The sequence below is a fragment of the Bradyrhizobium sp. Ses1 genome (genome assembly GCF_059512365.1).
Map to the genome: position 1 here is coordinate 143168 of NZ_JCAMOQ010000008.1, position 25013 is coordinate 168180.

Sequence of the window (25013 nt, forward strand, 5' to 3'; positions counted from 1 at the left end):
CGGTACCAGCAACGTACTCGTTTGGGTGAGGGGTTCTCTCCACGGGCACGTGCGCTCATCGTCCGCCCCCGGATTACGCTTTCGCTTCATCCGGGCTACTGACCTTCACCCCGGCATTCTCCAGCAGCACCCGCGCCGCATCTTTCGCCGCGCGCGCCATCGCGGGATCGTCGCGGACGAGATCCTGCGCGATCGAGCCATCGACCAGCAATTGCAGTTGGATCGCAAGCCCCTCCGGATCGGCAACGCCTAGGTCGACCAATCGATCGCGAAACCACAGCCGCCGACTTTCCTTGAAGGCGATGGCGATCTTCTTGACCGACTGGTCTTCGCCGCCGAGTTCGGCGACCGCGTTGACGAAGGGGCAGCCGCGAAAATCCTTGGCGCCGAAACGACGCTCCAGCGCATCGAAGGTGCCGAGGATCTGCTCGAGCGGTGACTTGTCCGACGGCTTCGGCTGCACGAAGCGATGCTCGAGATAGGCCGCGATCAGCGCGTCCTTAGACGGAAAGTGATTGTAGAGGGTGCGCTTGCTGATACCGATCTCGGCGGAGATCGTGTCGACGCCGATGGCGCGAATGCCCTTCAGGTAGAACAGCCGGTCGGCGGTCTGAAGGATGCGGTCCTTCATCGTCTGTTTCTGGTGCGGAGAAGCCATGCGTTGGCTCCGTATCTCACTCGCTTGACAGCACCCCTCCCTTATAGCCAAGGTACACAGGTCTGTGTAACTAAAAAATGCGTGAATCGCAGGTGGACCTTGCTGCGCCGCCATCGATAGGGAGAACAAAAACAATGCCCTTGCTGCAAGTCCTGCGTCCCACGCTGCCCATCCTGATCGGAGCCTCGATCATGCTCACGCTGAGCATGGGCCTGCGCCAGAGCCTCGGCATCTTCATGCAGCCGCTGACGCACGACATCCGGATTTCTGTTTCCGACTTCACGCTGGCGCTGGCGGTGCAGAACCTCGCCTGGGGCTTCCTGCAGCCGCTCGCCGGCGCCATGACGGTACGGTACGGCTTTCGTCCGATCATGGTGGTTGGTTCGCTGCTCTATATCGCGGGCCTTGCGTTCATGGCGGGCGCGCACGGCGTCATCAGCATCATGATCGGCGGTGGGGTCCTGATCGGTACCTCGATGGCGTGCACGGCGGCCGCGATCGCGATGTCGGTCGCTGCCCGCGCGGTGCCCGAGACGGTGCGCTCGACGGTGCTTGGCATCGTCTCCGGTGCCGGATCGCTCGGCGCGCTGCTGTCGGCCCCGATCGGACAGCTTCTCAATGAAGGTTTCGGCTGGCGCGTCGGTTTGCTCGGCTTCGTGGTGCTGGCGCTCGCGATGATTCCTGCCGCCTGGTACGCGGGTCGCATCGACAAGGTCCCGCTGCCCAAGCCAAGGTCATCCGAGGACATCGGCGAGGCTACCGCAGCCATTGCCGCGCGAGCAGCGCTCGGCAACGCCTCGTTCGTTGTGATGACTTGCGCCTATCTCGTTTGCGGCATGCAACTCGTCTTCCTCACCACGCATCTGCCGTCCTATCTCGCGATCTGCGGCCTCGATCCAATGCTGAGCGCGCAGACGCTCGGCATGATTGGCGGCTTTAACGTACTCGGCTCTCTCTTCTTCGGCTGGGCCGGCCAGCGCTGGAACAAGCTTGCGCTGCTGGGCATGATCTACATCCTGCGCTCGCTGGCGCTCGCCTGGTATTTCATGCTGCCGGCGACGCCTGCCTCCACGCTGCTGTTCGGAGCCATCATGGGCTTCCTGTGGATGGGCGTCGGCCCGCTGGTCGCGGGCGCCGTGGCGGAGATGTTTGGGCTGCGCTGGCAGGCGATGATCCAGGGGCTCGCGTTCATGAGCCACCAGATCGGCAGCTTCCTCGGCGCCTATGGGGGAGGGCTGCTGTACGATGCGCTCGGCTCCTACACCATCGCCTGGCGCATCGGCGTCGCGCTGGGGCTTGCCGGCGGCATCATCCAGGTGGCGTTTGCGCTGATGCGGCCCTCGCAGCCGCCGCTATTGAAGGCGGCGTAAAGTCCGCGCCGGTGGCTAGTCCTCCGCGGAGGACTGCTGCGCCATGCCGACGGCCATCGTGGCTGATTAAATTATGGTCAGTGAGGTGCTTTCAAAATCGGCAGCAGCCAAGTCAGTTCACGCGTTGGTGAACGAGAGACGATGTTGATTCAACGGGTTTTCTCTGCATGGTTGGTGGCACGAAACTTGATTAAGTCTGGCTAAGAATTGGGAGTCGGAGACCGACACGGACGTCTTCCGACTTTGGTATCTCTGAAAAGGCTGGCAGCCCATGAGGCTAGTCGCCGCCAATCCCCAGCCACTGAAACTCGACGGCCGTGCCGCGGCGCCGAGTTGCCCGAGCTTTGTGCCCAGGTCGGGCACGTTGCCAATTCTGGGCAAGCACTGCAGGCCGATTGCGGCGCTCCAAAGCACTGCGAAAACCCGACGAGCGGGCCACAGCAGACATTTGGTGACGTCCGTTGAGCAGCAAGCCGCGCGTGTGCGGGCGCGGCAAAACCTCTCTTCAAGCCTTTCGCCGACTTCTCTTGCGACGGGAGAAAGATGATGCACTCAAGAATCTATGCGAGCCAAAGGCTCGTGAAATTCGCGGCTGCTTTCCTGGCGACTTTCCTGGCAATTGCGCTCCTCGGTCTCGCACTGGGCGACATTGCGTTTGCGCAGGACGCGACGCCGCCGGCCTGCGGCGGCAAGGTCCTTGAAAAGTGCACGCCGAACTCGGGTGACACGGCGTGGATGCTCACATCCGTCGCGCTCGTCTTGATGATGACGATCCCGGGCCTCGGCCTGTTCTATGGCGGCATGGTGCGCAAGAAGAACGTCGGCGACACCGTGATGACCAGTTTCGCGGTCACCTGCCTCGTCACCATTCTATTCGCCATTCTGACTTACAGCATGGCATTTCGCGCTGGCACGCCCTTTGTCGGCGGCCTCGATCGCATGTTCCTCAAGGACATGCTGAGCGACATCGGCAAGGGCGGAATTGGCAATCCCAATCCGCTTGCTCCAACCATTCCCGAGGCCGTGTACATCTGCTTTCAGATGACATTTGCCATCATCACGCCGGCGCTGATTGCCGGCGCATTTGCCGAGCGCATGAAATTCTCGGCCATGCTCTGGTTCATCGGCCTGTGGGCGATCCTGGTCTATGCGCCGGTTGCGCACTGGGTCTGGGGACCCGACGGCGTCTTCGCCGCTGCCAACGAGAACGCATGGGTGAAGGTGCTCGATTTCGCCGGCGGTACCGTCGTGCATATCAATGCCGGCGTGGCAGGTCTGATGTGCGCCATCATGCTCGGCAAGCGCAAGGAGACGGGGCCTGCTCACAACATGGTTCTCACCTTTATCGGGGCCTCTTTGCTCTGGGTTGGCTGGTTCGGTTTCAACGCCGGCTCCGCCGTCTCGGCGGGGATGCAGGCGGGCATGGCCATGCTGGTGACGCAGATCGCCACCGCGGTTGCTGCCTTCACCTGGATGCTGGTGGAATGGACGCTCAAGGGCAAGCCGACCGTCATCGGCATCTGCTCGGGCGCGGTCGCGGGCCTCGTCGCCATCACGCCGGCTTCCGGTTTCGTGGGACCGATCGGCTCCTTTGCAATTGGAATTGGCGCAGGCGTCTTCTGCTATTGGGGATGCACCGGCTTGAAGCGCACGTTCAACTATGATGACGCGCTCGATTGCTTCGGCGTGCATGCGATTGGCGGCATCGTCGGGGCACTGCTCACCGGCGTGTTCGCGGTCGAACAATACGGGGGGACGGCCGGCGTTCTGGAGGGGAACGCTGGTCAGTTCTTCAACCAGTGCGTCGGCGTGGCCTCCGTGATCGTTTACGATGCCGTCGTCAGCTTGATCATCCTCGCTGCGGTCAAGGTGTTCGTCGGGCTTCGGGTGCACGAGGACGCCGAGCGCGACGGCCTCGACCTCGCGCTGCATGGTGAAGTGGTGCACTGACTTAGCTCCGGTAGTAACGCCACATCCTGAGGAACGTCCGATGGATGTCGTCGGGCGACCGGTCGAATGGCTCCAGGTTGACGCACACCACGGCGCGGTGATCCATGCGCCACGGCAGCCGCATCAAGCGGCGATAGGCCGGCTGCTTGCGCCAGTCGGCGACGAGCGCGCCGCTGAGGGGCATGCTGAGCGCGATCTGCAATTCATGGACGGTCATCGCGCGCTCGGCGATCTGGACGAGGTCGATGCGTTCGATGGCGCGCCAGCGGATCAGGCCGAAGGCCTGGATGAAGATGCCGTACTGATTGGCGCCGATGGTCGGGCGCCCGGTCTCCAGCAGGGGAATGTTGTAGTAGGTGAAGCCAGCCGCCGCAGCCGCAAGCGCCAGCCAATACAGCGCGCCGGTGATCCAGGTGGCTGTGAAGAAGATCGCGGCGAGGGCGGCGGTGATGTAGACGGGAAAGTAGATGTCCTCGCGGCCATATGCCACCGAGTAACCGCCGACGCTTCCTTCGTCCAAGGTTGCGATCATGTGAGCCCTTGCCCCCGGGCCACAAAATAAAAACGGGGCCGCGAGGCCCCGTTCGAGTGGGTAGTGTCCCGCGATCTTACTTGATCTTGGCTTCGCGGAATTCGACGTGCTTGCGCGCGACCGGATCGTACTTCTTCTTGACCAGTTTGTCGGTCATGGTGCGCGAATTCTTCTTGGCGACGTAGTAGTAGCCGGTGTCGGCGGACGACACGAGCTTGACCTTGATGGTGACCGCCTTGGCCATGTCAAAACCTCAGGAAATGTGGGGTATAGGAGCCGGCCAAGCGGCCCGCGTTTGGCCGGCAAACTAGTCAGAATCGGCCCAAAGTCAAGGTTTTCCGGACCCAAACCGGCCCGATTCGGGCGGATCAGTGCTCGAAAAACCGGTTTTTCGGTCGCGGCAGGCCCAGATTCTCCCGTAGCGTCTTGCCTTCATACTCCTTGCGAAAGATCTCGCGCTTCTGCAGTTCCGGCACCACCTTGTCGACGAAATCGTAGAGCCCGCCCGGCAGGTACGGGAACATGATGTTGAAGCCGTCGGAGGCATAGCTCGTTAGCCATTCCTCCATCTGGTCGGCGATCAGTTTCGGAGTGCCGACGAAGGCCAGCCCGCCATAGCCGCCGACGCGCTGTGCGAGCTGACGCACGGTGAGCTTGTCGCGCGCGGCGACGTCGACCAGGCGCTGGCGCCCGCTCTTGCTGGCATTGGTTTCGGGGATCGGCGGCAACGGCCCATCCGGATCGAATCCGGACGCGTCGGTGCCCAGGATCACCGAGAGCGAGGCGATCGCGCTGTCGTAGTGCACGCGGCTGTCGAGCAGGGCCCGCTTCTCCTTGGCCTCCTCGACGCTGTCGCCGACGACGACGAAGGCGCCCGGCAGGATCTTCAGATGCTCGCGGTCGCGGCCGAGCTTGTCCATGCGGCCCTTGATGTCGGCATAAAGCTTCTGCCCGTCGCTGACACTGCCGCCACCGGTGAACACCGCTTCCGCCGTCTCCGCGGCGAGCTGCTTGCCGTCCTCCGAGGCGCCGGCCTGCACGATCACCGGCCAGCCCTGCACCGGGCGCGCGATGTTCAGGGGGCCGCGCACCTTCAGGTATTTTCCCTCATGATTGAGCACATGCATCTTCTCGGGATCGACGAACAGCCCGGATTCGACGTCGCGCACGAAGGCATCATCGGCAAAGGAATCCCAGAGCCCGGTGACGACGTCGTAGAACTCCCGCGCGCGCCGATAGCGTTCGGCATGCTCCATATGGTCGTCGAGCCCGAAATTGAGCGCCGCATCCGGATTGGAGGTGGTGACGATATTCCAGCCGGCGCGGCCGCCGCTGATGTGGTCGAGCGAGGCAAAGCGGCGGGCGACATGATAGGGCTCGTCGAACGTGGTCGAGCCGGTCGCGACCAGGCCGATATTCTCCGTCACCGTCGCGAGCGCCGACAGCAGCGTGAACGGCTCGAACGAGGTCACGGTGTGGCTGCGCTTCAGCGCATTGATCGGCATGTTCAGCACGGCCAGATGGTCCGCCATGAAGAAGGCGTCGAACTTGCCGGCTTCCAGCTTCTGGGCGAGCTGCTTGATATGGGAAAAGTTGAAATTGGCGTCGGGCCAGGCGCCGGGATAGCGCCATGCGCCGGTGTGGATGCTGATCGGCCGCATGAAAGCGCCGAGCTTGAGTTGACGCTGTGCCATTTGCCCCGTTTCCGTGTGGGTCGTTCAGGAGCAGATAGGCACGAAGCACGGCGGCGCCACTGGGAAGATTATTTTGTTTTTGCACACTTGCGCGACATGCCTCTGTCAAGCTCCCAAAATGTCCTTCTGCATCCTGCCGCCGTAGAAATGGAAGAACGGCACCGGAGCGTCGTGGTTGAGCGGACCGGTAGCAAGCCGGCGGTCGAGCTCGGCCAGCACGTTCTTGGTCATGGCATGGGCGTCCGCCAATGGCTCGGAGCCGATCTCGACCCAGACCAGCTCGACCAATTCCGCATCGGCATGCACCACGCCCTCGACGCGGTGGGCAATGGCGGAAGCATCCGCCGTGAAGAAGCGCGTGTCGAAGCGGCGGACACGGCCAGGCGGGGTGATCGCGCGCGCGATGAGGAACAGGCCGGAGGGGTCGGGCAACAGGCCGGCATCGGCGAACGGCTTCCACGGACCATCGAGGTTGCCGGGCTTCTCAGCCTTGCGGCCGAGGCACAGGCCGGTCTCCTCGCAGGCCTCGCGGATCGCCGCATTGGCGAGCGCACGCGCGCGGCCGGGCGTGATCTTCGGGCTGCCCTTCAGCAGGTTCGTCTCGAGCTCCTTGCTGATCGGAGCGGCGACCGGGACGCGGTTGTCGGCCGCATCGACGCGGCCGCCGGGAAAGACGTATTTGCCGGGCATGAACACGACCTTGTCGTGGCGCTTGCCGACCAGCACCTTCGGCCTCGCGCTGGAGCGATCGATCAGGATCAGCGTCGCGGCATCCTTGGGCCGGAAATACGGATGATGATCCGCTTCCTTTTCTTCCTTGACTTCCGCTTTGATCGCGGTCGCTGCTTCAGTCATTCCATCCCCGTTTGTTATTTTTTTGAATTTTAGGCTATCGGATCGGCGGAAGATCGTCTGGCGCGTTCTCGTCGAAACCGTGCATGCGCATCGCCCACTGGAAACCTACGACTGCGCCCTTGATCGGCTGCAACAGCAGCAGCGACAAGATCAAAGTCAGCGGCAGATAGATCGAGAGTTGCAGCCAGACCGGCGGTGAATAGTTGGTCTCGATCCACAGCGCGAGCGGCACCACGATGTGGCCGACGACGACGATAACGAGATAGGCCGGCAGGTCGTCGGCGCGATGGTGCGAAAAATCCAGGTCGCAGACCGGGCAGTGACCATCGACCTTGAGGAAGGCGCGAAACAATTTGCCTTCGCCGCAGCGTGGGCAGCGGCAGCGAAAGCCGCGCTTCAAGGCCGCCCACAGGTCGCGCCGCTCGGCCGCCGCGGCTTCGCGGGTCCACACCGTCGTCGCGGGCTTCAGCGTTTCCATGACTTGCCTCGCTTCGATTTGCCGGACTTTTGCTTGCCCGGCTTGCGATCCTTCTTGCTCGTCGCGCGCCCCGCTTTCGCGCCCCGCACTTCTTTCTTCCGTTCGCGCCGGCCCTCGCTTTTTCTGCCACGCGGAATGGCCTGTCCGCCCGACAGCAATTCAAAGCGCAGTGCACCTGCGATCGGAGCCGCTTCTACCAGACGCACGTCGACCACGTCACCCAGTCGGTGCATGGCACCGCTGCGGGAGCCGATCAGGGCGTGACGCGTCTCGTCATAGTCGTAATATTCCGAGCCGAGCGTCCGGATCGGGATCAATCCATCGGCGCCAGTGTCATCGAGCTTGACGAACAGTCCGGAGCGGGTGACGCCGGAAATGCGGCCCTGAAAGCTCGCGCCGACGCGATCGGCAAGATAATGCGCGATCAGCCGGTCGGCGGTCTCGCGCTCGGCTTTCATCGCGCGCCGCTCCGTCATCGAAATCTCGGCTGCGATTTCGGCAAGCGTCTCCGGCGTCTCGCTGTCCGGCAGGGCGCCATCGCCGAGCCCAAGCGCGCGGATCAGCGCACGGTGCACGATCAGGTCGGCGTAGCGCCGGATAGGCGAGGTGAAATGCGCGTATCGCCTCAAGTTCAGGCCGAAATGGCCGTAGTTCTCCGAGGAGTATTCGGCCTGCGCCTGCGAGCGCAGCACCACCTCGTTGACCAGCGTCTCGTAATCCTCGCCCTCGACCTGGGACAGCACGCGGTTGAATACCGATGGCCGCAGCGCGCCGGCCTTTGTGAAGGGAAGATCGAGCGTCTTGAGGAATTCCTGGAGGTTGTAAACCTTCTCCTGCGTCGGCTCGTCATGCACGCGGTAGATCAGCGGCAGGCCTTTCTTCTCGAGCGTCTCCGCCGCGGCGACGTTGGCGAGGATCATGAATTCCTCAATCAATCTGTGCGCGTCGAGACGTTCGGGGACGATGACGCGGTCGACCGTGCCGTCCGCCTTCAAGAGGATCTTGCGCTCGGGCAGATCGAGGTCGAGCGGATCGCGCTCGTCGCGCGCCAGCTTCACGAGCCGATACGCCTCCCAGAGCGGCTTCAGGATCGGATCGAGCAGGGGTCCGGTGGTGTCGTCCGGCCGGCCGTCGATGGCGGCTTGGGCCTGCACGTAGTGCAGCTTGGCGGCCGAGCGCATCAGCACGCGGTGGAATGTGTGCGAACGCTTGCGGCCGTCGGCGCCGATCACCAGCCGCACCGCGAGCGCGCCGCGCGGCTCGCCCGGCACCAGCGAGCAGAGATTGTTGGAGATGCGCTCGGGCAGCATCGGCACCACGCGGTCCGGGAAATAGACCGAGTTGCCGCGGATCAGCGCATCATGGTCGAGCGCCGAACCCGGCCGCACATAGTAGGCGACGTCGGCGATGGCGACGTGGATGACGTAGCCGCCCTTGTTGTTCGGATCTGGGTCCGCTTCCGCATGCACGGCGTCGTCGTGATCCTTGGCGTCCGGCGGGTCGATGGTGACCAGCGGGACGTCGCGCCAGTCCTCGCGCGCTTGCAGCGTCGCGGGCCTGGCGTCCTCGGCCTCGCGCAGGGCGCCGCGCGAAAATTCCTGCGGGATCTCGTGGGTGTGGATCGCGATCAGGCTGATCGCCTTTTCGCTCGCGATCGAGCCGAGCCGTTCCTTCACCTTGCCGGAAGCGAGGCCGAAGCCGCGGCTGCGGACGAGATCGACGCTGACGAGATCGCCGTCCTTGGCGCCGGCGGCGTCGGCCTTGGCGATGTTGAGTTCGCGCCCGGCCTGCTTCTTGTCCACCGGCACCAGCCGGCCGCCGCCGTCGGGGAGGGCGCGAAACAGCCCGAGCACGCGGGTCCTGGCGTGGTCGATGACCTTGATGATGCGGCCGCGATAGGGCGTGCCGTCGGCATCTCCCACCATCTCGATGCGCAGCAGCGCGCGGTCGCCGACGCCGGCCGTGGTGCCGCGCTTCTGATGGCGCGGCGTGACGATACGGATTTTCGGCGCGGTGCCGTTCTCTTCCGTATCCCACTCGGTGGGCGTTGCGATCAGCTCGCCGTCGGCATCGCGGCCGGTGACGTCGGCCATCACGGTCGGCGGCAGCGCGGCCGGCTCATGAATCTTGCGGCCGCGTTTGGCGATCGTGCCGTCGTCGGCGAGCTCGCGCAGCATGCGCTTCAGCTCGACGCGATCGGCGTTCTTCAACCCGAATTCGCGCGCGATCTCCCGCGTGCCGACTTTTCCGGGATTGGATCGGATAAAGGCGACAATGGCGTCCCTGGCCGGAAAGCCATGGTCAGGCTTTTGCTTCACTTACCCTCGAGCCTTGCCCGCGCTTTTCTTCGCGGGCGTTTTCGATGTTGCGGCAGGTTTTGCCGCTGATGTCTTCGCTGCCTTCACCGGGGCGCGCGCCTTGCTGGCGGCATCCGATTTCGGCTTGCTCGGCGCTTTCTTCGCCGCCGCCTTCTTGGCAGGCTTCGCCGCGGCGTCGCCGTCGGCCTTGGCGGGCTTTTCCGCCTTGGCTTTCTTGGCCTTCTTGCCGCCGCCCTTGGCTGCGCGCTCGTCGATCAGCGCGATCGCGTCCGCAAGCGTCACCTCGTCGGGCGTCTTGTCGCTCGGGATCGTCGCATTGACGCCACCAGCGGTGACATAGGCGCCATAGCGGCCGTTCTTGAGCGCGACCGCGCCAAGCGTCGGATGATCGCCGAGCGGTTTGCCGGGATCGGCGCCGAAGCGTCGGCCGCTCGGACCTTTCGCGATCTTCTCCGCGATCAGCGTCACCGCACGGTTGAGGCCGATGTCGAAGACTTCGTCGCCGGCCTCGAGCGAGGCGTAGGTCTTCTCGTGCTTCACGAACGGACCGAAGCGGCCGATGCCGGCGGTGATCGGCTCTCCCGTCTCGGGATGCTTTCCGACCTCGCGCGGCAGCGACAACAGTTTCAGCGCGAGCTCGAGATCGACGTCGCTCGGCGAGGTGCCCTTCGGAATGCCGGCGCGCTTCGGCTTCTCGCCTTCGGCATAATCCTTCAGCTCGCCGAGCTGGATGTAAGGGCCGAACCGTCCCGCCTTCACGGTGACGTCGAAGCCGGTGTCCGGATCCTGGCCGAGCACGCGGTCGGCGGCAGCCTCGGAATCGGCCGCGAGCGGCCTCGTGTAGCGGCATTCCGGATAGTTCGAGCAGCCGATGAAGGCGCCGAACTTGCCGGCCTTGAGGTTCAATCGGCCGGTGCCGCAGGTCGGACACTGCCGGGGATCGCCACCATCCGCGCGCGGCGGATAGATGTGCGGACCCAGCATCTCGTCGAGCACGTCGAGCACCTCGGCGACGCGCAGATCCTTGATGTCGTTGACCGCGCCAATGAAGTCGCGCCAGAAATCCTTCAGCACCTGCTGCCAGGAGATCTCGTTGTTCGAGATGCGGTCGAGCTGTTCCTCGAGATCGGCGGTGAAGTCGTATTCAACATAGCGGCGGAAGAAGCTCTCCAGGAACGCGATCACGACGCGCCCCTTGTCCTCGCCGTGCAGGCGCCGCTTCTCGAGCTTCACATAGCCGCGGTCCTTCAGCACCTGCAGGATCGAGGCATAGGTCGAGGGACGGCCGATGCCGAGCTCTTCCATGCGCTTGACCAGCGAGGCTTCCGAGAAGCGCGGCGGCGGCTCGGTGAAATGCTGGGTGACGGAAAGGTCCTGCCGCTTCAGCGGCTCGCCCGCGCTCATCGCGGGCAGGCGGCGGGAGTCTTCGTCTTCTTCGTCGTCGCGGCCTTCCTGGTAGAGCGCGAGGAAGCCGTCGAACTTGATGACCTGCCCGGTGGCGCGCAATTCCAGCATCCGCGCGCCGGCCTTGGCTTCGATGTCGACGGTGGTGCGCTCGAGCTCGGCGGATTCCATCTGGCTGGCGATGGTGCGAGTCCAGATCAATTCGTAGAGCCGCGCCTGATCGTTATCCAGCCGCCGCTTCAGGTCGTTGGGCCGGCGCGAGAGATCGGTCGGGCGGATCGCTTCGTGCGCTTCCTGTGCGTTCTTGGCCTTGGCCTGGTACTGGCGCGGAGCGTCGGGCACATAGGCGTTGCCGAAGTCCTCGCCAATCACCTTGCGCGCCTGGGTGATCGCGGACGGATCGATCTGCACGCCGTCGGTACGCATATAGGTGATGAGGCCGGTGGTCTCGCCGCCGATGTCGATGCCTTCATAGAGCCGCTGCGCGATGCGCATGGTGTGGGCCGGCGCGAAGCCGAGCTTGCGGCTGGCTTCCTGCTGCAGCGTCGATGTGGTGAAGGGCGCCTGCGGATTGCGCCGGGCGGGCTTTGCTTCGACGGTCGCGACCTTGAACAGCGCGGCTTCGATGGCTTTACGAAAATCTTCGGCTTCCGCGCCCGAGCCGATGTCGAGCCGCGCGATCTTCTTGCCGTCGGCGCCGACGAGCCGTGCCTCGAAGGCTTCGCCGCGGGGCGTCAGAAGCGTCGCGACCAGCGACCAATATTCCCTCGGTACGAACTTCTCGATCTCGAGCTCGCGGTCGCAGACCAGACGCAGCGCCACCGACTGCACCCGGCCGGCGGAACGCGCGCCCGGCAATTTGCGCCAGAGCACGGGGGAGAGGGTGAAGCCGACGAGATAGTCGAGCGCGCGGCGCGCCATATAGGCGTCGACCAGCGCGCCGTCGATCTGGCGCGGCGTCTTCATCGCTTCCGAGACCGCCTGCTTGGTGATGGCGTTGAACACCACGCGCTCGATCTTCTGATCCTTCAGCGCGCGCTTCTCCTTCAACACCTCCAGCACGTGCCAGGAGATCGCCTCGCCCTCGCGATCAGGGTCGGTCGCGAGAATCAGGCGATCGGCACCTTTCAGCGCCTTGGCGATGTCATTGAGTCGGCCGGCAGCCTTGGGATCGACCTCCCAGATCATCTGGAAATTGGAGTCCGGATCGACCGATCCGTTCTTGGCGGGGAGGTCGCGGACATGGCCGAACGAGGCCAGGACCTCGTAGGAGGAGCCCAGATATTTGTTGATAGTCTTGGCTTTGGCCGGCGACTCCACAATGACGATATTCATGTCATTCCAATAGCTTATGGGAGGAACTGAAAGCGGGCTCCGCGAGACTCGCGACCCCCTCTGTCGGGGCGAACATGGGTGTTGAGGGGCCCCCTGTCAAATCGAAGGATATTGAGAGGGTGGGGCGGGTCTACGACTTAATATCTAGGAAGTTGCAGAATGCGTCCTAGAGTTGCGGCCGAAAAGGCCCTATCCTCATTTCAAAATGGTGCTTTTGGAAAAAATTTTTGGCTAGGGCGGGAGGCCGCCGGAAGCGCTCCGCTTCTGGTCGGGAAAAGCGATCGCAACTGGATGAAACCGGCGAGGAGGGCGGCCCTGATGAGGCCGTGGCCTTCATTGCGGAGACTGTGACCGAGCTCGTGAAGCTCGCGGAACGTCACCGGTTGGAGGTCTTGAGTCATCTCTTGGGCATGGCGAAGCTCGAGGCCGAAGAACGGCTGCGCCTGCGCAGCAAGCGCAAGCTGTCGTGAGGCGCATCGCACTGTCCCGTAGGATGGGTAGAGCAAAGCGAAACCCATCACGATGGAGCAAGCGGCGTGAATGATGGGTTTCGCTTTGCTCTACCCATCCTACGTTGCCGATTCGGTTTTCAAACAGCGGAGAGGATGTGGGTCCGCATTCTCGCGGCGCGTTGCGTCCGAGGTTTGCGTATCTCTTCACCCTCTCATCGAGCAGAGGGCGCAGGGAAAGCCGGGTGCCGGTTGCACCCATGGGTCCCGTGCAACAAAAAGCACGGGGGTAGGACCACAGGTTCAACCGAAGCATTCCGGCTTTCCCTGCGCGATGGTTTTACGGTTTCCTTCGCGCTCTCCCTGGTGACCGGGCTTTCTTGCCACCATCATCTCTTGTGCGAACTTCTTCGCGCAAAAAACTTAGCGCCAGCGTCGGGGCGCCAGGACCACACGACTTCGCCGTCCGTAATGCGCGCGCTCGTCAGTCACACACATCGCGTCCACCGCATCTCACCGCAACGTTCGTGACGATCGCGAGCCGCCCCTCTCTCGGGTGAGACGCGCGGAGTTAAATCACTGATTTGCCCGACGACGGAAGCGGAATGTTTTTTTGTAAGAGGGCTGGACGAAGCAAATCACGTTGATTGGCTTAAGGAAAATCGCGCGAATGATATGACGCCGTCATGCCCGGGCAAAAGCGCGAAGCGCGTCTTCGCGCAGATGTCCCGGGCATCCACGTGCTTTTGCCTCCGTGCATGGGAGAGAACGTGGATGGCCGGGTCAAGCCCGGCCATGACGAAGGAGAGGATTGCGCGACGCGTCCCCCTGTCATTCCGGGGCGATGCGAAGCATTGAGCGCTACGCGCGCCCTGGAATGACGACGTAGGCTGCGGCGCGCAACGAATGACAGATGAAGCAGGACCTACGCCCCACCGCGCCTGGCGCGCTTCGGTGCGCCGCGCTTCAGGGTGATGTCGGCGACCGAGAGCAGCCGGCCGTCCTGGGAACAGAGCGCGAGTTTCTTCACTGGCTTGCGGTTTTCGCGGTCGACCATGGTGGTGCCGATCTCTTCCGGATGGTCGTCGAATTCCTCGCTCCACTGCCGGAGCGCCACCAGGATCGGGAAGACCCCGAAGCCTTTTGGGGTCAGCACATATTCCTTATAGGCGCTGCCGTCGGACGCGGGCGCCAATTCCAATATGCCCTGGTCCATCAGCGCGCGCAGCCGCACGGTGAGGATGTTCCTCGCGAGCCCCAGGCTCTTCTGGAACTCGCCGAAGCGGCGCCGCCCCATCAGCGCATCGCGGATGATCAAGAGCGACCACCAGTCGCCCAGCACATCCAGAGATCGCGCGATCGGGCATTCCGCGCCCTCAAGGCTTGTCCGCTTCACCATCAAGATCTCCGTCCAGACATATCACAGGCTTGTGTAGTTGCATTATAAAACCAGATCGCCTAGTTGTCCAACGAAGTTTAATAATGCAACCACTGGAGGCTATCGTGAGACTGGCGAACAAGACGGCATTGATCACAGGCGGCAACAGCGGCATCGGTCTTGCGACCGCACGTCTGTTCGTTCAGGAGGGCGCCAAGGTTGCGATCACCGGACGAAACCGGGCGACGCTGGAAGCGGCGGCCAAGGAACTGGGACCGAATGCGATCGCGATCGTTGCCGACGCCACCGACGTCGCAGCGACGGAGGCCGCGGTCGCGCAGGCCGCGCAGAAATTCGGCAAGCTCGACATCGTCTTTGCGAATGCCGGCATTCCCGGCCAGACGCCGCTCGGCGGCACCACGCTCGCGGCTTTCGAGCAGGTGATCCGCACCAATTTAACCGCCGTGTTCTTCACGGTGCAGGCGGCCGTGCCGCATCTCAATGACGGCGCTTCGGTCATTCTCAACGGGTCGGTGATCTCGATGCTGGGAAATCCGGGCTATTCGGCCTATGCCGCGAGCAAGGGCGGCGTGCGCGCGATGGCGCGCGTGATGGCCGCCGAACTGTCGCCGCGCGGCATTCGGGTCAACGTGGTCGCGCCTGGCGCCATCCGCACGCCGATCTGGGGTGCCGCGACCGCAACGCCTGAAGCAGAAAAGGCGTTCGAGGCGCGCATCGCTCTGTCGACGCCGTTACGTGGGCTCGGCGAACCCGATCACATCTCCAAGACGGTGCTGTTCCTGGCTTCCGACGATTCCGCTCATATCCAGGGGCAGGAGCTGTTCGTCGATGGCGGTGCCACTGCCTTGCCCGCCGGCGCTCCGATCTATCGGGGACAGAGCCCGCGGCAATAAGCGGTGATCCGGTTCGCGTAAAGAAAACGCGTCAAGAGAAGAACACGGAGCTTCGGTTCTGATTTAGCCAGAACCGGAGCTTCGGGTGCGCCGGCATTATTTCATTGGACTGGGCACAAGGCATTGAACCTTGGTCGTAGCTGCCAAGACAGTTCTGGTGGGCAGGGAAATTTCTTTGACCATTTGATTTGGAGAGCAGCCATGCCGACCGCCGTCCGCACGTCTACTTCGGTCTCGGCTTCCCGCGCCTCGCAGAAGTCAGACAACACGCAGTTCGTTTCGATCACTCTGTTTGCCGGGATCGGCCTTTTGATTTCGCTAGTCGCCCTGATCTTCGGCGTGCAGGGCGCCTGGTATTAGAGCGTTTTCTCCATTCGTCATGGCCGGGCTCGACCCGGCCATCCACGCCTTTCTTGTCGCGGCAACGTGGATGCCCGGGACAAGCCCGGGCATGACGGCGAGGACGCATCTCAAGCCGCGCTGAGATTGCCGGCAGCTTGCAATGCGCCCGCGACGGCTTTCTCCCGATGCTCCGGTCCGACCTGGATTCCGTCGGCGGAGATGAATTCGGGATCCTTCACGCCGATGAAGCCGAACACCCAACGCAAATAGGTCTCCAAATGCTCGGCCACCGCCATCGGCGTGCCGGCGCCGTAATAGCCGCCGCGCGAGACCGCGACGATGATGCGCTTGTTGCCGGCAAGGCCCTCGACGCCGGCAGCGCCGTACCTGAACGTCTTGCCGGCCACCAGGATACGATCGATCCACGCCTTGAGCTGGCTCGGGATGGTGAAATTGTACATGGGCGCGCCGAGCACGACGATGTCGGCTGCCAGGAATTCGTCCAGCATCTGCTGGCCCGCGGCGATGTCCGGCTGCAGCGAGGCTTCCGGGGTGGCGCCCTGGCTCGCAGCCAAATGGGAACCCGAGAGATGGGCGAGCGGCGTCGTTGCGAGGTCGCGATAGGTAACCGCAATGCCGGGATGGGTCTCGCGCAGCCGGTCGACGATGGCGGCGGAAACCTGACGGCTGACGGAGTGCGGGCCCAGCACGCTGGAGTCGAGATGCAGAAGTTTCATGGTTGGTGTCACCCTTTGGTATAGGTTTGTAACTGGCGCTATATGAGTGACCGTGGCAAAACCCCGCAAGAACGCACATTTTTCTCACCGGAGCACATCAGTGAAACCCGCGCACATCCATGTGCCTGTCCTGGAACCGATCCCGCATACCAGCGGCGACTGCCGTGGCGTGGCCTCGGTGCTGGCGCGGGTCGGCGACAAATGGAGCGTGCTGGTAATCATGCTGCTCGGTAACGGACCGCGCCGCTTCAACGAGCTCAAGCGCACGATCGGCGGTATCTCCCAGCGGATGCTGACCCTGACGCTGCGCGGGCTGGAGCGCGACGGGCTGGTCACGCGCACGGTGTTTCCAACCATCCCGCCGCGCGTCGACTACGAGCTGACCGATCTCGGTCGCGGCCTCTCAAAGCCGGTGCAGGCGCTAGGCCAATGGGCGTTCGAGCATTTGCCCGAAATCGAGCGCGCGCGAGGCGAGTTCGATGCGCGGAACGAGCGGGGGTGAACGATGGAGACGAGGGATCTGCACCTCTCCCATAGGAGAGGTCGGCGCGCAGCGCCGGGTGAGGGGATCCGCTCTATCGAGGGACTGTAACCCCTCACCCGAATTGCTTCGCAATTCGACCTCTCCCTATGGGCGAGGTGAAGAAACGACGTCCTAGACCAGCGACACCAGTCCGCCGCCGTGGCGTTCGAGACGGCCGGCGAGTTCAAGCTCGAGCAGCACCGTGCGAACGATGGTGGCGGACAGGCCCGACATCCGGATCAGGTCGTCGAGGCTGACCGGGCTCGGGCCGAGCAGCGCGACGATGCGTTCGCGCTCGCTCGGATCGGTGTCGAAATCGAGCGGCTCGTCATCGCTTTCGCGTGCAGCGAGCGCGAACGGCCGCTCCATGATCGGCTGCACCGCGTTGATGATGTCGCTCGCGTTGGTCACGAGCGCCGCGCCCTGCTTGATCAGATCGTTGGTGCCGGCCGCGCGCGGATCGAGCGGCGAGCCGGGGACGGCGAAGACTTCGCGGCCCTGTTCCGCCGCCATGCGCGCTGTTATCAGCGAGCCCGAGCGGTGCGCGGCTTCGACGATGACCACGCCGAGCGCAGCACCCGAGATCAGGCGGTTGCGGCGCGGGAAGTCGCGGGCGCGCGGGGTGTGGCCGAGCGGCATTTCGGAGATCGCCGCGCCTTGTTCGAGCAAGGCCGCGAGCAGGTCCTCATGCTCGGGCGGATAGATCCGGTCATGACCGCCGGCGAGCACCGCGACGGTGCCGGTCGTCGTGGTAGCGCGATGCGCGGCCTGGTCGATGCCGCGGGCGAGACCGGAGATCACGACGAAGCCGGCGTCGCCGAGATCATGGGCGAGGGTGCTTGCGAATTTCAGCCCGGCGCCTGACGCGTTGCGCGAGCCGACGATCGCGATCATCGGCCGCGCCAGAGCGTCAAGCGCGCCGCGCACCGCAAGCAGCGGCGGCGCGTCATCGATGGTGGCAAGCCGCGCCGGATAGGAGGCTTCGCCCGGCGCGACCAGGCTGACGCCCTGCTTCTTGCAGGCCGCAAGCTCGGCCTTTGCCTCCTCGACCGTGCAGATGCGCCCCGCACCGCCGCCGCCACGGCGCGCCATGTCCGGCAGATGTTCGAGCGCGGTGCGCGCGTCGCCGAAATGATTGAGGAGCGAGCGAAAGGTGCGCGGCCCGACATTCTCCGAGCGGATCAGCCGCAGGCGGTCGAGGCGTTCGGTGTCGGTGAGTTGGTGATTGGGCGTGCGGTCATGCATGGCGGCGCAGCTTCGCCCAATCGGATATCGCGATCAACTTGTTTGCCGTCTCCTTCGTCATGCCCGGGCTTGTCCCGGGCATCCACGTTCTTTGGACGGGGCACAGCAAGGCGTGGATGGCCGGGACAAGCCCGGCCATGACGAGGAGGTGAGGGCCTTCCGTCCGATTTACTTGCCCGAGGAGGAGGCGGCCCGTAAAACCAATCCAACCAATGAAGGGAGCAAATTCCCGATGATCTCGCTTGCCGAACTCACCCGCCGCATCGAGCAGGGCGAACTCTCGCCCGATGCAGCGCTTGCCCAATCGCTCGCGGCGGTCGATGCCGAGGAGAAGACGATCGGCGCCTTCGTGTCGCGGGCGGAGAATCCGCGCGCGCAGGCGGCGGGGCCGCTGCGCGGGATTGCGGTCGGGATCAAAGACATCATCGATACCGCGGATTTCCCGACCGAGATGGGGGCGTCGATCTACCGGGGAAATCGCCCGCGCGCCGATGCGTCTGTCGTGATGATGCTGAAGCAGGCCGGCGCCACCATTGTCGGCAAGACCACGACCACGGCATTCGCTGCGAACGATCCGACGGCGACGCTCAATCCGCGCAATCATGGCCACACGCCGGGCGGATCGTCGGCAGGCTCGGCGGCGGCGGTCGCGGCCGGGATGATTCCGCTAGCGTTGGGGACGCAGACGGCAGGCTCGGTGATCCGGCCGGCGTCGTACTGCGGCGTGGCCGCGATCAAGCCGTCCTACCGGCTGCTGCCGACGGTCGGCGTCAAGTGCTTTTCCTGGACGCTCGACACCGTCGGCTTGTTCGCGGCTGGAGTGAGCGACCTCGCGGTGGCGCTGGCGGCGATGACGGGACGGCCGGCGCTGCGGTTGCCCGACACCATCACAGCGCCGCGGATCGGCATCGTGACGCAGGACTTTGCCGGTGCGCCCGATGAGTCGGGCGCGGAGGCGCTAAGGATCGCGGCGCAGATGGCCGAGCGCGCTGGTGCTTCGGTTCGCGCGCTGTCATTGCCTGAGATCGTTGCGGAAGCCTGGCGCATTCAGCCGGTGGTGCAGGATTTCGAGGCGCACCGGTCACTGGCGTGGGAATATCGCGAGAACTACGACGCAATGCCGCCATTGCTGCGCGGCCGGCTTGACGAGAGCAGGGATGTCAGCGCGGCTCAATACGACGAGGCGATCGATGTCGCCGGTAGTGCGCGGCAGGCGCTTACGCAAGCGTTTGCGGATGTCGACGTGCTGCTGACGCTGTCCGCGCCCGGTGCTGCGCCGAAGGGGCTCTCGTCGACCGGCGATCCCCGCTACAACCGGCTATGGACGTTGATGGGCGTTCCTTGCGTCAACGTGCCGACCTACGTGGCCGAAGGCAACTTGCCTGTCGGCGTGCAGGTGATCGCGCCATTCGCTGCCGACGCCAAGGCGCTGGCGGCGGCGCGCTTTGTCGAGATGGCGCTGGCGAAACTATAACAGTGCGGGCTCGGCGGCGCGCGACTTGCGCGGCGTCTCGATTCGCGTCGAGCCGGCATCCTGCGCCAGAAAACGTTCGGCAGCCTTGCGGCCGCTCCGATGCAGTTGGCGAATGAAGCCCGGCCCGAGATCGGTGGCGCTGCGCTGGGCGAGCCCGTCGATCTCATCTTCCGCTGCGATCCGGAATAGTCGCAACGAGGGGGCTGCCGCAGGACGCGCCCATTCCAGCGCCGCAATCTCGGCGTTGAGCACGGAATTGGCGGTGATCTGGTCGAGGCGGCGATCGATCGCGGCGGGCGTGATCGGAACATAGCTGTCGCGCGCCGGCGTGACTTGAACGACGAGCACGTTGGACGTCTCGGATTCCTGCACCAGTCGGACCAGCGGGGGATTGCCGCCAAAGCCGCCGTCCCAATAGGACTCGCCGTCGATTTCGACCGCGCAATGGATCAGGGGCGGGCAGGTCGAGGCGAGCAGCACATCGGCGGTGATCTCGTCATTGCCGAAGACCTGCTGCCGGCCGTCGCGCACGCGTGTCGCCGCGACCAAAAGCTTCGGGCTGGCGGGGCTCTGCAGCGCGGAGAAATCGATATCCCTCCAGAGCGCCTGGCGCAGCGGATCGAGATCGAACGGATCGAACTGGCCGGACCGCAGCGTCGGCCCGAATGCGACCGACCGTCCGGCCGGCGAGAATCCTCCGACCAGCATCAGCGAGCGGAACGAAGCCTCGTGCATCATCCGCATCCAGAACCGGTTGAGCGCGGCACGTGCGCCTTCGCGGCCACCTTCCACCAGGCCGCAAGCGAGCAGCGCGGCATTGACCGCGCCGGCGCTGGCGCCGCTGATGGTGTCCAACGCGCAATCCGGTTCTTCCAGGAGCCGCTCGAGTGCGCCCCACGTGAACGCGGCAAAGGTGCCGCCGCCCTGCAATGCCAGCGATAATTGTCGCGGCGGCCAGACCAGCGATTCGCGCGCATCCGCCTTTTTCGGTCTATCGACCGGCGAGCGCGCCGGCAGGTCGGCCCGCGCCGATTGCATGTTCAGGATGGCGTCCGGGAGTGATGGGGCAGGCAGCTCAGCTTCTGGGCTGGACTTGGCTGCTGAATCGACGGCAGTCGGTGTGTTGCCGGAGAATGACCAGATCTCGCTGGCCGCTAGCAGGGCGCTCGCGCCGGACGTACTCACCGGACGCGACGCGACATCGGGCGCGCTCATTCCGCTAATCCCATCCTGTTCGATCCCGTCCACCTGACGAAACCGTATGACGCCATTTGAGTCGAAGGATGACAGCCCGCGTTACCGTTTGCCAGTGTCGCGCAAGAATTTCGGACAGATGTGACCCGTCCTCAACAGGTTGATGGCGAATTCTAGGCCTTTTGGCCGATGCGCCCCTCGGTTCCCGCCAGCAAGCGCTTGATGTTTTCGCGATGGGTGTAGAACAGCATGAGCATCAGCACCGCGGCGAGCGCGGCGAGTGCGGCGTGGTCGAACCACCACAGGAAGATTGGGGTGACGACGGCGGCCACCAGCGCTGAGAGCGACGAATAGCGCGTGGTGAAGGCGGTCGCGAGCCAGACGGCTCCATAGACGGCCGCGGCCGGCCAGAACAGGCCGATCAGCACGCCGATATAGGTAGCGACGCCCTTGCCGCCCTTGAATCCGAGCCAGACCGGATAGAGATGGCCGAGGAAGGCGCCGAGTCCGGCCACCATCGCCGCATTCGGGCCGCCGAGATAGCCCGACAGCACGACTGCAGCGGTGCCCTTCAGCATGTCGAAGATCAGCGTCGCCGCGGCGAGCCCCTTGCGCCCGGTGCGCAGCACATTGGTGGCGCCGATATTTCCGGACCCGATCGAGCGCAGATCCTGTGTGCCGGCGATCTTGGTCAGGATCAGGCCGAACGGGACCGAGCCGAAGAGATAGCCGATCAGAAACGCGACGATCAGGAAGGCGTCAGAGGACATGGCCGGCGCTCCCGCCGCAGGCGCGGCATGTCTCGGAGGTGTCTCTTTTTCTTGACGCGTTTTCTTGACGCGAACCGGTATCCACTTCGCTTGAAAACGCTCTAGACATGTTCATACACCGTCCGCCCACCGACAATGGTGCGTACGACGCGGCCGGAGAAGCGGGCCTCGTCGAAGGGCGTGTTCTTGCACAGCGATTTGAGGTCGGCGGGATCGAGCACCCAGGGCGTGTCCGGATCGATCACGATCACGTCGGCCGGCGAACCCGCGCGCAGCGAGCCGCCGGGCAGGCCCAGCAGTTCGGCGGGTCGGGTCGACATCGCCCGGATCAAGGTCTTGAAATCCATCTCGCCATTATGGACCAAACGCAAGGCCGCCGGCAGCATGGTCTGCAGCCCGACCGCGCCGGGGGCGGCCTCGGCGAACGGCAGGCGCTTGACCTCGACATCCTGCGGATTGTGGTCGGACATGATGACGTCGATGAGACCGGAGGCCAGCGCCGCGACCAACGCCTGACGGTCGTCCTCGGTGCGCAGCGGCGGCGACAGTTTCAGGAACGTCCGGTAAGGCCCGATATCGTTCTCGTTCAGTGTGACGTGGTTGATCGAGACAGAAGCAGAGACGTCGGCGCCGGCATCGCGGGCGCGTTTGAGGATTTCAAGCGACTCAGCCGTGGTGAGGGAGGCCGCGTGATAGCGGCCGCCGGTCAGCGCCGCGAGCCGCACGTCGCGCTCGAGCATGATCGACTCGGCGGCGTTCGGGATGCCGGCAAGCCCCAGCCTCGTCGCGAACTCGCCCTCGTTCATGACGCCTTCGCCGACGAGGTCGGGATCCTCGGTGTGATGCACGATCAGTGCGTCGAAGTCGCGCGCATAAGTCAGCGCGCGGCGCATCACCTGCGCGTTGGTGATGCTCTTGTCGCCATCGCTGAAGGCAACTGCGCCGGCGGCCTTCAACAAGCCGATCTCGGTCATCTCCTCGCCGCGCAGACCCTTGGTCAGCGCCGCCATCGGATGGATGTTGACGATCGCGGTGTCGCGGGCGCGGCGCATCACGAAATCGACGGTCGCCGAATTATCGATCACCGGCGAGGTGTTCGGCTGGCAGATGATGGTGGTGATGCCGCCGGCAGCCGCGGCGAGGCTTGCCGACGCAAAGGTTTCGCGATGGTTCGCGCCGGGCTCGCCGACAAAGGCGCGCATGTCGATCAGGCCGGGAGCGACGATCTTGCCGGCGCAATTGACGATGTCGGTGCCTTCGGGGACGCCGGCGGCGCCGATGCCGCGCTTGGAGTCGCGGATCAAGCCGTCGGCGATCAGGACGTCGGCGGGCCCGTCGAGATCGCGGGAGGGATCGACGACGCGGGCATTGGCGAGCAGAATTGGGCGACGATCTGTCAGCATGATCTCACGCGTTCGGCAGGTTGCGGGCGAGCGCTTCCAGCACCGCCATGCGCACTGCCACTCCCATTTCGACCTGTTCGCGGATCACCGATTGCGCGCCGTCGGCCACCGCCGAGTCGATTTCGACGCCGCGATTCATCGGCCCCGGATGCATCACCAGCGCATCTGATTTGGCGTAGGACAGCTTCTTCTGGTCGAGCCCAAAATACTGGAAGTACTCGCCCGAGGACGGCACGAAGGAGCCGTTCATGCGTTCGCGCTGCAGGCGCAGCATCATCACGATGTCGGCACCGTCTAGCCCCTCGCGCATGTCGCGGGCGACCTCCACTCCCATCCGCTCAATGCCGCGCGGCAAAAGCGTCGAGGGCGCGACGACGCGGACGCGGGCGCCCATGGTGTTGAGCAGGAGGATGTTGGAGCGTGCGACGCGGGAATGCATGACGTCGCCGCAGATCGCGACCACGAGCCCCTCGATCCGGCCCTTGTTGCGGCGGATCGTCAGCGCGTCGAGCAGGGCCTGGGTCGGATGCTCATGCGCACCGTCGCCGGCATTGATCACGGAACCGTCAACCTTGCGCGCCAGCAGTTCCACGGCGCCGGAGGCATGGTGGCGCACCACCAGGATATCCGGATGCATCGCGTTCAGCGTCACCGCGGTGTCCATCAAGGTCTCACCCTTGCGCATCGAGGACGAGGACACCGACATGTTCATGACGTCGGCGCCCAGCCTTTTTCCCGCGATCTCGAAGGAGGATTGCGTGCGGGTCGAGGCCTCGAAGAACAGGTTGACCTGGGTGCGGCCGCGCAAGGATGCGCGTTTCTTGTCCACCTGGCGGTTGAGCTCGACATACTCCTCGGACAGGTCAAGCAGCCCGGTGATGTCGGCAGCGGAAAGCCCCTCGATGCCCAGCAAATGCCGGTGACCGAGGACAAAGGTCGATTTCAATGATGGGGTCATTAAAGCCAGAGCTATAGGCGTGGATGGCCGGCGGGGCAAGCGGGAATAGGGGGCGGATGAGTTATCCCCGGGTCTGTCACGGCGTCGTCATGCCCGGGCTTGTCCCGGGCATCCACGGCTTACTTAATATCTGCCGCAAAGAAGTATCGGCCGCAAAGAACGTGGATGGCCGGGACGAGCCCGGCCATGACGCAAGTGGGTAGGTCCTCGTGAAAGCGATACTCATCGGAATTGTGGCAGCCATGTCGATTTCGGCAGCTCGCGCGCAGCAACTGCCCGGCGGCTTCGTGTTCCTGCGCGACGTCGATCCCACGATCATCCAGGACATCCGTTATGCTAGCCCGAACAATTTCGTCGGCCGGCCGCTCAGGGGCTACGGCGCGGCGGAATGCGTCGTGAAGCGCGAGGTCGGGCTCAAGCTGAAGGCCGTGCAGCAGGAACTCGCGGCACAAAGGCTCTCATTGAAGATGTTCGATTGCTATCGCCCGGTGCGGGCGGTCTCCGACATGGTGGCGTGGTCGAGGGATGGCAAGGAGACGGTCGCCGGCAAGCGCTACAATCCGGCGTTCAGGAAGGCCGATCTGTTCCGGCTCGGCTATATCGCCGCGCGTTCCGGCCATTCGACCGGGGCCGCGCTCGACCTGACGCTGGTGGATCTTGCCGCCGACAATTCCGGCAAGTTCGATCCCGCGAGAGACTATGCCGACTGCACGGCAACAGTGGAAAGGCGGGCACCGGAAGGCAGCGTCGACATGGGCACCGGCTATGATTGCTCCGACGTCAAGGCGCATACCGCCGCGGGTCAGATCAGTCGGTCGCAGCGGCGGTGGCGCAGGATGCTCGTCGCAGCGATGGCGCGACAGGGTTTTGTCAACTATTCCAAGGAGTGGTGGCATTTTTCGCTGCCCGGCGGGGGCGGTCAGGCCTATGATTTCCCGATTCCGCCGCGCCGCTAGAGCGCGATGACTTCTCTTCGAATCGTCATCCAGCTCTAGCCCTTTGTTTGAGCATGATCTTTTCGGAAAACCGGTG

The 25013-nt window shown here is 64.3% G+C and carries 23 protein-coding genes; 8 read left to right on the forward strand and 15 right to left on the reverse strand.

Going from position 1 to position 25013, the window contains the following annotated elements:
- Positions 1 to 73: 73 nt before the first annotated feature.
- The gene (locus AC5ZG5_RS12700) at positions 74 to 658 is read right to left on the reverse strand and encodes a TetR/AcrR family transcriptional regulator (protein ID WP_456644179.1); all 585 of its coding nucleotides are present in this window, start codon (positions 656 to 658) and stop codon (positions 74 to 76) included.
- 134 nt (positions 659 to 792) lie between these two features.
- Between AC5ZG5_RS12700 and AC5ZG5_RS12705 the strand changes: the two genes are divergently transcribed.
- Positions 793 to 2028 carry an MFS transporter gene (locus AC5ZG5_RS12705; RefSeq protein ID WP_456644178.1) on the forward strand — a complete coding sequence of 412 codons (1236 nt, stop codon included), beginning with the start codon at positions 793 to 795 and terminating at the stop codon, positions 2026 to 2028.
- A 543-nt stretch (positions 2029 to 2571) separates the two neighbouring features.
- The gene (locus tag AC5ZG5_RS12710) at positions 2572 to 3978 is read left to right on the forward strand and encodes an ammonium transporter (protein ID WP_456644177.1); all 1407 of its coding nucleotides are present in this window, start codon (positions 2572 to 2574) and stop codon (positions 3976 to 3978) included.
- Between the two features lies 1 nt (position 3979).
- On the opposite strand, the gene AC5ZG5_RS12715 is transcribed toward AC5ZG5_RS12710, so the two are convergent.
- The 7 genes from AC5ZG5_RS12715 to topA all read right to left on the reverse strand — a co-directional run bounded on the left by AC5ZG5_RS12715 (position 3980) and on the right by topA (position 12594).
- Positions 3980 to 4510: a hypothetical protein gene (locus AC5ZG5_RS12715; RefSeq protein WP_028163947.1), complete on the reverse strand. Its 531-nt coding sequence runs from the start codon at positions 4508 to 4510 to the stop codon at positions 3980 to 3982.
- Positions 4511 to 4586: 76 nt separating this feature from the next.
- Complete coding sequence (gene rpmG, locus AC5ZG5_RS12720; RefSeq protein ID WP_027581235.1) at positions 4587 to 4754, reverse strand: 50S ribosomal protein L33; 168 nt, start codon at positions 4752 to 4754, stop codon at positions 4587 to 4589.
- 124 nt (positions 4755 to 4878) lie between these two features.
- A complete protein-coding gene (locus AC5ZG5_RS12725; protein ID WP_456644176.1) occupies positions 4879 to 6204 on the reverse strand; it encodes an LLM class flavin-dependent oxidoreductase in 1326 nt (441 codons plus the stop codon).
- Between the two features lie 105 nt (positions 6205 to 6309).
- Positions 6310 to 7059, reverse strand: coding sequence for an NUDIX hydrolase (locus tag AC5ZG5_RS12730; protein WP_130231029.1), 750 nt, complete (start codon positions 7057 to 7059; stop codon positions 6310 to 6312).
- A 34-nt stretch (positions 7060 to 7093) separates the two neighbouring features.
- Positions 7094 to 7537, reverse strand: coding sequence for a DUF983 domain-containing protein (locus AC5ZG5_RS12735; RefSeq protein WP_208822369.1), 444 nt, complete (start codon positions 7535 to 7537; stop codon positions 7094 to 7096).
- Positions 7525 to 9855 carry a ribonuclease R gene (rnr, locus tag AC5ZG5_RS12740; protein ID WP_456644175.1) on the reverse strand — a complete coding sequence of 777 codons (2331 nt, stop codon included), beginning with the start codon at positions 9853 to 9855 and terminating at the stop codon, positions 7525 to 7527. The genes AC5ZG5_RS12735 and rnr overlap by 13 nt, the downstream gene beginning before the upstream one ends.
- Complete coding sequence (gene topA, locus AC5ZG5_RS12745; protein ID WP_456644174.1) at positions 9856 to 12594, reverse strand: type I DNA topoisomerase; 2739 nt, start codon at positions 12592 to 12594, stop codon at positions 9856 to 9858. It abuts the gene before it with no gap.
- Positions 12595 to 12821: 227 nt separating this feature from the next.
- Between topA and AC5ZG5_RS12750 the strand changes: the two genes are divergently transcribed.
- Positions 12822 to 13064 (forward strand): hypothetical protein, encoded by a 243-nt coding sequence (locus AC5ZG5_RS12750; RefSeq protein ID WP_454619483.1) that lies wholly within the window; start codon positions 12822 to 12824, stop codon positions 13062 to 13064.
- A 904-nt stretch (positions 13065 to 13968) separates the two neighbouring features.
- On the opposite strand, the gene AC5ZG5_RS12755 is transcribed toward AC5ZG5_RS12750, so the two are convergent.
- Positions 13969 to 14442, reverse strand: coding sequence for a winged helix-turn-helix transcriptional regulator (locus tag AC5ZG5_RS12755; RefSeq protein ID WP_456644173.1), 474 nt, complete (start codon positions 14440 to 14442; stop codon positions 13969 to 13971).
- Between the two features lie 104 nt (positions 14443 to 14546).
- Here AC5ZG5_RS12755 and AC5ZG5_RS12760 point away from each other — a divergent pair, with 104 nt between their 5' ends.
- Together AC5ZG5_RS12760 and AC5ZG5_RS12765 are read left to right on the forward strand one after the other, a co-directional pair.
- Positions 14547 to 15335, forward strand: a complete 789-nt coding sequence (locus tag AC5ZG5_RS12760; RefSeq protein WP_165435423.1) for an SDR family NAD(P)-dependent oxidoreductase — start codon at positions 14547 to 14549, stop codon at positions 15333 to 15335.
- 201 nt (positions 15336 to 15536) lie between these two features.
- A complete protein-coding gene (locus AC5ZG5_RS12765; RefSeq protein ID WP_165435422.1) occupies positions 15537 to 15695 on the forward strand; it encodes a hypothetical protein in 159 nt (52 codons plus the stop codon).
- 110 nt (positions 15696 to 15805) lie between these two features.
- Here the strand turns inward: AC5ZG5_RS12765 and AC5ZG5_RS12770 are convergent, their stop codons facing one another.
- Entirely contained in the window at positions 15806 to 16414 is a 609-nt protein-coding gene (locus tag AC5ZG5_RS12770; protein ID WP_456644172.1) for an FMN-dependent NADH-azoreductase, read from the reverse strand.
- 100 nt (positions 16415 to 16514) lie between these two features.
- On the opposite strand from AC5ZG5_RS12770, the gene AC5ZG5_RS12775 reads away from it, so the two are divergent.
- Entirely contained in the window at positions 16515 to 16916 is a 402-nt protein-coding gene (locus AC5ZG5_RS12775; RefSeq protein WP_456644171.1) for a winged helix-turn-helix transcriptional regulator, read from the forward strand.
- 153 nt (positions 16917 to 17069) lie between these two features.
- On the opposite strand, the gene dprA is transcribed toward AC5ZG5_RS12775, so the two are convergent.
- Positions 17070 to 18182: a DNA-processing protein DprA gene (gene dprA, locus AC5ZG5_RS12780; protein ID WP_456644170.1), complete on the reverse strand. Its 1113-nt coding sequence runs from the start codon at positions 18180 to 18182 to the stop codon at positions 17070 to 17072.
- Between the two features lie 232 nt (positions 18183 to 18414).
- Between dprA and AC5ZG5_RS12785 the strand changes: the two genes are divergently transcribed.
- Positions 18415 to 19656, forward strand: a complete 1242-nt coding sequence (locus AC5ZG5_RS12785) for an amidase (protein ID WP_456644169.1) — start codon at positions 18415 to 18417, stop codon at positions 19654 to 19656.
- Here AC5ZG5_RS12785 and AC5ZG5_RS12790 read toward each other — a convergent pair.
- The 4 genes from AC5ZG5_RS12790 to AC5ZG5_RS12805 all read right to left on the reverse strand — a co-directional run bounded on the left by AC5ZG5_RS12790 (position 19651) and on the right by AC5ZG5_RS12805 (position 23981).
- Entirely contained in the window at positions 19651 to 20871 is a 1221-nt protein-coding gene (locus AC5ZG5_RS12790; RefSeq protein ID WP_456644168.1) for a patatin-like phospholipase family protein, read from the reverse strand. The two genes, AC5ZG5_RS12785 and AC5ZG5_RS12790, sit on opposite strands and share 6 nt — an antisense overlap.
- A gap of 152 nt (positions 20872 to 21023) precedes the next feature.
- Positions 21024 to 21620 (reverse strand): glycerol-3-phosphate 1-O-acyltransferase PlsY, encoded by a 597-nt coding sequence (gene plsY, locus AC5ZG5_RS12795; protein ID WP_028166687.1) that lies wholly within the window; start codon positions 21618 to 21620, stop codon positions 21024 to 21026.
- 101 nt (positions 21621 to 21721) lie between these two features.
- Entirely contained in the window at positions 21722 to 23023 is a 1302-nt protein-coding gene (locus AC5ZG5_RS12800; RefSeq protein ID WP_456644167.1) for a dihydroorotase, read from the reverse strand.
- A 4-nt stretch (positions 23024 to 23027) separates the two neighbouring features.
- Complete coding sequence (locus tag AC5ZG5_RS12805; protein WP_028166685.1) at positions 23028 to 23981, reverse strand: aspartate carbamoyltransferase catalytic subunit; 954 nt, start codon at positions 23979 to 23981, stop codon at positions 23028 to 23030.
- 242 nt (positions 23982 to 24223) lie between these two features.
- Between AC5ZG5_RS12805 and AC5ZG5_RS12810 the strand changes: the two genes are divergently transcribed.
- Entirely contained in the window at positions 24224 to 24937 is a 714-nt protein-coding gene (locus tag AC5ZG5_RS12810) for a M15 family metallopeptidase (RefSeq protein ID WP_456644166.1), read from the forward strand.
- Positions 24938 to 25013: the final 76 nt, after the last annotated feature.